The 7,940-nt window shown below is 52.8% G+C and carries 9 protein-coding genes; 2 read left to right on the top strand and 7 right to left on the bottom strand.

What is annotated here, in order from left to right; all coding sequences use genetic code 11:
• Positions 1–513: 513 nt before the first annotated feature.
• On the bottom strand, positions 514–1,179 hold the full coding sequence (locus JNM42_RS03980) for a lytic transglycosylase domain-containing protein (RefSeq protein WP_294266525.1): 666 nt from the start codon (positions 1,177–1,179) through the stop codon (positions 514–516).
• An 830-nt stretch (positions 1,180–2,009) separates the two neighbouring features.
• Positions 2,010–2,648, bottom strand: coding sequence for a CCXG family PEP-CTERM protein (locus JNM42_RS03975; RefSeq protein ID WP_294266520.1), 639 nt, complete (start codon positions 2,646–2,648; stop codon positions 2,010–2,012).
• A gap of 1,159 nt (positions 2,649–3,807) precedes the next feature.
• On the opposite strand from JNM42_RS03975, the gene JNM42_RS03970 reads away from it, so the two are divergent.
• Positions 3,808–3,942, top strand: coding sequence for a hypothetical protein (locus JNM42_RS03970; protein WP_294266517.1), 135 nt, complete (start codon positions 3,808–3,810; stop codon positions 3,940–3,942).
• 28 nt (positions 3,943–3,970) lie between these two features.
• Here JNM42_RS03970 and JNM42_RS03965 read toward each other — a convergent pair whose 3' ends face one another.
• From JNM42_RS03965 to JNM42_RS03945, 5 genes are all read right to left on the bottom strand, one after another.
• Positions 3,971–4,168 carry a hypothetical protein gene (locus tag JNM42_RS03965; RefSeq protein ID WP_294266514.1) on the bottom strand — a complete coding sequence of 66 codons (198 nt, stop codon included), beginning with the start codon at positions 4,166–4,168 and terminating at the stop codon, positions 3,971–3,973.
• Positions 4,169–4,357: 189 nt separating this feature from the next.
• Positions 4,358–4,705 carry a transcriptional regulator gene (locus JNM42_RS03960; RefSeq protein ID WP_294266511.1) on the bottom strand — a complete coding sequence of 116 codons (348 nt, stop codon included), beginning with the start codon at positions 4,703–4,705 and terminating at the stop codon, positions 4,358–4,360.
• A complete protein-coding gene (locus tag JNM42_RS03955; protein ID WP_294266508.1) occupies positions 4,702–5,067 on the bottom strand; it encodes a DUF6516 family protein in 366 nt (121 codons plus the stop codon). Before JNM42_RS03955 ends, JNM42_RS03960 begins: the two co-directional genes overlap by 4 nt.
• Before the next feature lie 322 nt (positions 5,068–5,389).
• A complete protein-coding gene (locus JNM42_RS03950; RefSeq protein ID WP_294266505.1) occupies positions 5,390–6,250 on the bottom strand; it encodes a hypothetical protein in 861 nt (286 codons plus the stop codon).
• The gene (locus tag JNM42_RS03945; RefSeq protein WP_294266502.1) at positions 6,247–6,885 is read right to left on the bottom strand and encodes a hypothetical protein; all 639 of its coding nucleotides are present in this window, start codon (positions 6,883–6,885) and stop codon (positions 6,247–6,249) included. Before JNM42_RS03945 ends, JNM42_RS03950 begins: the two co-directional genes overlap by 4 nt.
• Before the next feature lie 709 nt (positions 6,886–7,594).
• Between JNM42_RS03945 and JNM42_RS03940 the strand changes: the two genes are divergently transcribed.
• The gene (locus JNM42_RS03940) at positions 7,595–7,780 is read left to right on the top strand and encodes a DNA-binding protein (protein WP_294266500.1); all 186 of its coding nucleotides are present in this window, start codon (positions 7,595–7,597) and stop codon (positions 7,778–7,780) included.
• The last annotated feature ends 160 nt before the right edge of the window (positions 7,781–7,940 follow it).

Below are 7,940 nucleotides of genomic sequence, written 5' to 3'. Positions count from 1 at the left end.
TTGACTTGTCGAATCCAAAGCAATTTTCCGGTGTTCGCCAAGCTCAGCCTGTCATTTCGATTTAGCCGAAGTTCAGCCCTTTTACCTTAACTGATCAGCCATGAAGATCACCCGCTTTTTTTCTCAAGCATCAATTTTTTTGAGTTCTCCGATTAAAGTCAGCCCTGTTCTTTCTTGGAGCTAAATTCAAGCCTTGCTTCAAGCGGAGGGTTTGTCTTTATTGGTCACTCAGATTCTGCTGACTGCCGGCAATTACTACTTTGAGGTTAAAGGCACTGCAACTAATGGCAATGCCGTGAACTCATCAGCGAATGCGTATCTGCTCTCGAGACCTGTTCCCAAGCCCGAGACGTATGCTCTGTTGCTCGCAGGCTCTGATGGGAACGATTGCACGTCGCCGCAACAAGTCCAAGGCCGAGTGATTTACTCCCGGCGTTGCTTGAAATAGGCTTGCTTTCCAGCAAGCATTTTTACTCCCGGAGTTTGTTGCCAGCCCAAGAAAGACGTGAAGTTTTAACGCAGTTGGGATAGTCCCGGAGAATCGAGGCGGGTGCCGGTAAGATAGTTGTGCGCCGGGATCTGTTTTGCACTCTTCGTGCTTGCACGTTGGCCGGTGGCCTGGTACTTGCCGATCACGGCGGGTACATAGTTGCGCGTTTCCGCGAAGGGCGGGACGCTATTGCCGTGGCGCCTGACAGCGCCTTCGCCGGCGTTGTAGGCGGCAAGAACAAGATCGAGCCGGTTGTCGAAGCGTGCCATCAGGCCGCTTAGGTGGCGGGTGCCCGCCCTCAGGTTGGCGGCGACATCGGCAGGGTCGCGCACCCCTTGCAGGCTTGCCGTTTCAGGCATGACCTGCATCAACCCGACAGCGCCCTTAGGAGAAACCGCTGCGGGCTGATAAGCAGACTCGACGGCGATGATGGCATGCACCAACTCGGGATCGAGCCCGGTTTCGTGGGCAGCAATCGCGATCTGGCGCGCAAAGGGACGCGTATCGTCGGGCCTGGAGAAGCGGTAACGATCATCGAGTTGATATGGCGCGTGCTGGTAGAGTTGCTGCTGCACGCCCAGCGGCGAAAGCCGGTACGGCGATGTCGTCTTGTCAGCAGCAAGCGCCGCACTCACGGTGAGGGCGCCGCCGAGCAAGATAAGCAGGGGGAAGTAAAAGCTTCGATACATGATCGTGGCCGTCAATGAAACAGGAACCCTGACCGGGCCTCCACTTTTAGAACACATTTTTGATATTCGAGATGTCAGCGTAGTAAGTTCTGTCCATCCTACAGTGACTAACCCTGACTGACAATGGCCCGAAAGTACTAATCAAGAGGCGTATTCCGCACATTCTGCAACGCATTGCTTCTTTCGGACTAACGTGTACGGATTAGTCGCCCCCGCATGTTGAAAGTCACTGGCCTGACCGTCTCCCTTCCTTGCAGGGCGCATTCAGACTTGCACGCCGGAATCGCTTGATGGGCAAGAAACATGCTCGGTAAATTCCCGATTTCGTCCCCCCCGATCCTGAGAGCAGGGTGTGGTTCGAGAGTCGCTGCTGCGACTTTTACGCCAATCAGACTGATCCGGGCACAAATAGGGGGCAGTCTGGCGACATTTCTGCGTCGGCGGAACGTTTCAATGACATTGAGACACCGGCTATTTGGGTATCGAGGTTGATGGCGCTCTGGAAATTTCCGAGCAGACCGAGATCTGTGATTGGGAATGGTGGCCGTCAACCGGCCTCCCTCAAGGATTCAAGCAATGACCACGGAGACCGTGCCCCGGTTTGCCGCCTTCCGCGTTTGGTCCGCACGACAATTTCGTCATCCATGCCCAGTTTGGTCAGGAATGCGAAATGCTGACCAATCGTGACGAAGGCTGATCGGCAAGTGCACGGTTTCGAGCGTTGTCAGTCTGCTCGGCGAATCCAGACCGCAAGCGATTACTGACAAGCGAAGGAGCGAAAACAAAAAAGGCCACCGAAGCGACCTTTGTTGTTTAATGCTGGCAACTGATTACATCTGTTTGCGACGACGCACAATCGTACCCATCAGGCCCAAACCTGCCAGCACCATCGAGTATGTTTCGGGTTCAGGAACAGTGAAGACCAGATTGTCATTTGAACTGAACGACGTAAACGAGTTACTGCTACCCACTTTGAATTGAGCTTGTTGCATGCCCGAACAGCAGCCTTCAAGACCGTAAAGTTGCAGAATGTGATTACCGGCACCAAGAATCAACGAAACATCAAAGGATTGGCTCTTGTCGTCATAACTGCCGGCCCACCACATATCGGTCGTTTTGAAATCCTGCGCTACGCCATCAATAAAAATGGCGCCGCCTCGGCCAAAGTCTACACCCGAACGAATTTCCCAGTTACCTGCCAGAGCAGCGGAAACACCAAAACTGACAGTTGACTTGAACGCGAAGTCCGTTGTGCCCGTACCAAGAATATTCTGGGGAATAACGTTGTCGTAGCTCATAACCGAAACGGAACTAGTGATGGCGCTATCGACCACGCTCTTGTAGTCGGCGGCACTAACCTGTGTACCCGCTGTTGAATAGCCGGTACCTATTTCGATTATGCTCGCGTGTGTGATCAGCGGACTGACAAGGCATGCAATGCCGGCAAGATTGGTGAGGATTTTTTTCATATTGTCCCGATCAAATGATTGTAAAGAATTTCAATACCGTGGAACAATTATCACCACCCTACCAACAAAGGTACGTGCACTAAGTCACGATATTGAAGTTATTTCTCGCTAACATTTCTATTGTTGCGTGGCGAAAAAATGTCATAAGCACTTGGCTTTCGTTGCGCAACGAACAACCGAAAGATATCCGGTTGACCCTTGGATTGATTGTGAGCAGTGTCATTTTGCTGGCGTTGCTGTCAGCCGGCTATTTTTTCTTGTGAGTCTAGCCGTTCTTCGCGGCCGCGGCTGTCATTGGAAGAATGCACCGATGATAAAAATAACTCATGTGCCCCCGCCCACGCCCGAAATGAATCGCCTGCTTGCGGCAGCGGCTTTGATCCCCATCAACGAGGCAGGCTTGGTTGACTAAAAATATCAACGACACGAGCCTCGCTAATGGCTTCTTTATGTAAATGAGCGACAGAGAATATTTCGAACAACCCGTACCGCGTCAAACTGGCACAAACGGTGGAAATCGGCTTGAAAAGAGTCAAACCGACTCTTGCGTCAGTCGACGCATTGACGTCTTGGGTCGAATTGTTTGTGCCGATGCTCTTACGTTTTCGTGCCCAGAAATGGTGCAGATGTTAAGGAAATACATTAACTTTCAAGAGCAAGCTCATCATCCATTGGAAGACTATAAGTTGTCCACTTTTTCTGTGGACAACCCTGTGGAAAACATATGAAAGAATGATCAAAGCGCCCGTAGGCAATGGGTTTCAGTTACATTGCGGTTTAGTTAAGCAGAATTACAACTTATTGTTTTTAAAAATTAATTTATTTTTCTGCATAAATTATTCGCCAATCGCTTGTTGCGACGCAATAAATCACTTTGGTCTCATTTTTTGTGCATAAATCAAGCCTTGAAAGGCGATTTTCTCAACGAAAAAGCCACTAATAAGTGGATGACTGCCTCATGCACTTAACCAGTGCATACTTGTGATACGCGCCCTACCAGTTATCGGCAATGTCGCGTTTCGCAAGTGGAACCGGGACAATCCACAAACCTGGGCGCGCGCCGGTTGAAACTGCTGCGTCCATTTGCCCGCTACCTGAGGCAGTTCGATCCACGTACCGAAGTGCCAGAAGAGATAGTCTTTGGATCCGTCCGGGGCGCATGGCACCGCACATCTATTGCGAAGAGGAAATCGCCGACTTGCTGGCGGTAGCACGCAAACTCCAGCCCCATGACGGACTACGAGCCGCCACCTTTGAGACGCTGTTCGGCCTGATTGCTACGGCTGGTTTGTGAGCATCAGAGGTGCTTGATCTGCTGGACTCTATAGTTGAGTTGGGCTATCCTCGACAGGTAGCGAATCCAGTGTGACCTTTCTTGCCACCGCCTTGCGTTTCGTGCGTGCCTCCTGCAGTTCGGTCTGGGCAACCTGAATGTCGTGCAGGCACTCGGCCTTTTGCGCAATGTCGGCACCGCCCTCCAACGCGGAGCACGCGCCCAGTCTGGCTTGCAGTTTACGCACGCTCTGGCGGGCTCAACAAAACAAAACATAGCTATTACGAACTGAAAACCCCACACCCCGCAAACACTGGCGTGTAGCGGGGTGATCGTTTTTGGTGCAGAGAGTTTAAAGCCAGTATTCTGGCGGGCCAGAACGTATGCCAACACAAACTGTCTACGCCACAACCTATTGATTTAAAAAGGATGAAGTTCAGGCCACAATCCTGAATTCAGTCGCTTTGGCAACCGGACGCACATGGTTGCGCTCGCGCTTCATTTCGACGATACCGTAGTTCGACATGGTCTTGAGAGTGCGCGACAGATTGCCCGGCTTGCGTCCGGTCGTCTCAGCCAAGGACGTAATGGATTGCGGATTCGTTTTCTTGATTACCTGAAGCAACGCGCGATTCTCATCGCTCAAGACTTCGGCAAGAGAGCGCATTGAGGTAAACCAGATTTTCGGTTCGCCTGACTTTGGCTGGTGTTCGCCGCGAGCAATCGACAAGACCCGCTCCCGAATCTTGTCCTGCGGCATGATACCGATCACGATGGCTTTCATTTTTGTGTCGTCTCCTTCAGAACCCGGTCGACCTCGTTGAAAAAGTCGATCAGGAGTTGCTGTGCATCCTGAAACTCATAGGGCACGCCTTTGTCGCTCACATGCCGATGCTTGTGATCGTAGGTCATGCGCTGTCCGGCATACTTGAACTTCTTCGGCGGTTTTACCGCATGTGCGTTGTCGTATCCCAGAATCCTCTTTCCATAAGGCTCGTGGAGCGTCAAGGAATAACGGACCCCGTGTGGGACGTCTGCTGTTACCTCGACACGCCAAGCCTCGATCTTCACCCAATACCCACCGTCCTGATCAATGATCTGATCGTGTAGGTCTAGCAGATTTGCTATTCCGTGGTCTTCACGCATGACTCATTATATCAGCTGATGATAACTTGAAGTTGCAAATTCTGCTACGCAAAACAGGAACGACCCGAACGATCGCGGCAATAGGGTCACAACCTTGACTTCTTCCCTTGGTTACGGGATTTATGCAGATACCGCGTAACCAAGAGGAATCCGACATGCAGGGACCTGCGTACCCCATAACTCCGCTGCGCCAAATTGCAATCATTCTGGCGCACTGCGTCTTGCGAATCCAGAACAAACGATTGACTGACTGCGCTTACCGTCTGCCTGATCCACACCGGTAACCGATACAAGCTTCACGCAGTGGGTGGCAACTTTGTGCTCAGGTCCACAGGGAATTGCGGATCTCGATCAACCGTTTCATCATGACGGAGTCTTCGTCGTCATAGGCTTGCTCGATCTCGTTGGTCATGTCCATGGCTTGCTTACTCATGGCGCGATCTTCATCCGTGCGGTCTTCATGGAGGACAGCGTCGCCATAAGTGGCGCGCATGTATTCGCAGTAGGCGGACCAACCTCCCACATCCATGGGATCCAGGCGCTTCGGGCGGACATTTACCCACCAGTTGTAGAGTTCGCCAATTTCGGTGGCATTCTTGGCTTGTGGCGTCATCTGCCCGTAGTCTGGGTAGTTGGCTTTTTCCGCGTCCGTGAACTCGCGATCGGGATAGCCATACCAGCTTTCGTTGTACGCCAGGCCCTTCTCCCACTCCAGGTACGCCAGCCCCAGCTCGGGATAGTTGAAGTTGGTGAAGTGGCGAAAGGGCCACGTTGTCTTCCAGAACGGAAGGTGGCGGTAATTATCAGGATGGCTGATGTATTCCATCCAGGATTTCTGCTCGCTTACGAACCAGTCTAGTTCGTTGAACAGGCCGTGTAGCATGCGCTCGCCGGTCTCGTGCCACTCTCCATTCTTCAGCCCGGTGCGGCACACGTGGGTCTGCTCGACGAACCGGTTGTTGATCCAGTACGTCAGATTGTGCAGTCGGTCTATGGGCCAGTTGACAAAGTCCTGGGCCTTATCGAGAAACTCCTCTGTAAGCCAAAAGCGCAGGGGGTTCCGGGCTTTCGCATCCTCCTTCCAATCACGCCAGCCCCCGGCGGTTTCGCTGTGCGGCTTCGCAGTGCCGCGAAGCCAGTCTGCAAGCCGGGTGCAATTCCAATAGCGGATCCGCTGTTTCATGTGTCCTCCGCCACGTTCACGATCTCCAATCCAAGCGTCTTTGGCGCATGATCCAGCCAGAGGTCATCACCCGCACGATAGAAGAAGGAATCGTTGTCAACGATCCGGATTCCCACATCGGAGTGGGCCAGTCGGTAGTCCCGAAACTCCGCTCCGTGACGCACGCGGAGTAAGTACCCGTCGCCCACATCGGAAACCAGCAGCATGCCGTGGATGCCCTTGGCCGGTTCCACTTCCGCTTCGCGGCCGCAACGCAGCTTCACTTGTGTCTTCACGGTCATAGGTTCTTTTCCGATCGACGTCAGAAAATTCAGTATGCCGTTCACGAAGTAAGCCGAGAACTCGGTGCACTGGTTTTTGCCGACGTAGCAGTAGAAGCGGATCTCACCAGTAAACGGCAAGGGCTCCCAGCTTTCGTTGACGCGACTTAGCCTGCCGACTATACGAGCAAGTCCCTCGGCATTCGGATCGCTCCTGTCCTCGATATCGTAGTCCAGGTGCCACAAAGAGCCGTCCGAGCGGATTTCGTAGTTGTCCAGAAACTGTACCGGCGTGTCCTTGGTCTGGTATTCCAGATCGTTGTCGCCGGCATCAGGCAATGGATATTGGCACTTCAAGTAATCGAACATTCCCATGATGTTATCCTTTTCTATAAACGGCCGGGACCTTGTAAAGCACGAGGCCCGGAGTCCTTTCGGATCATCCGGGCCTCGTGGCCTGAGACCTTTCGGTCTGTCGGGCTAGGCTATCCATTTCTCTCCCGGATGCTTTTTGTTGCGTTTTTGTTCCAACCGTCGCACTGCGTGCGATCGTGATCGTATTCAAGCGGGTCGAACGCACTGATCAGGCAAACGGGTGACGTACCAAGCGCGCACAGCAACGAACGCAGGGACATCACCTCTACGGGCTGCCTCTTTTGTGATCTGTCGGTGTGGACACGCGTGTATTGCACGTCATACTCCTGGATGGTTTTCGGGAACTGTTGCCCGTGACAAATTAGCGCGAGTTATGCCGGAAAGAGTGGCATGGAGCAAGTAACTGGCTGATAGGCTTCCATATTTCGATCATGAAACCACCTGCCAACAAGAACAAACGCAAACCGAATGACGGTTACGAACCGCTGACGTTCAAACAGGACGACGTCAGGAAGATGACTGCCAAAGAGCAAGGCGAGGATCTCCTGCGTAGCTTGATCACCTGCCTGCAAAGAAAACTTAATCTTCCGCAAACGACGACACACCCACAAGCTGCCAGGCCCAGAAAGCAAGGGGCTGATCAATCAGTCCAACCGCTGCCCCTCCTCCACCAGATCGTCCGCAGGAGATTTGCAAGTTCCATTCGGTGATGGTGATCATCTCCGAAGAATTACTGGCCGAGCGCTGGTTCTGTTCTGTTTCACGCATTCAGCGCTGGCGCTCACAGAAGATCGGCCCACCCTACATCAAGATGATGGGCCGCATCCTATATCGGGTGAGCGACATTGAGGCCTACGAGCAGTCCTGCCTCGTCATCCCAGGGGAGGAGAAATAGTCCCATTTCTGCAGCTTAACCCGACTTCCGCTATTCGCCGCAATTTTTCCGATTTTTGATGAGCTTCGTGCGCATAAGTGTCTGATCGATATGGCATGGGAGTGAGCAAAACCGTCAAAACACGCTGTAGTGCCGACCTTGCCCCTTGCGTGATGCTTGT

The organism is Propionivibrio sp. (assembly GCF_016790145.1).
Taxonomy (GTDB): domain Bacteria; phylum Pseudomonadota; class Gammaproteobacteria; order Burkholderiales; family Rhodocyclaceae; genus Propionivibrio.
The sequence above is the reverse complement of the archived record's forward strand: the minus strand, read 5'-3'. Positions and strand labels throughout refer to the sequence as shown.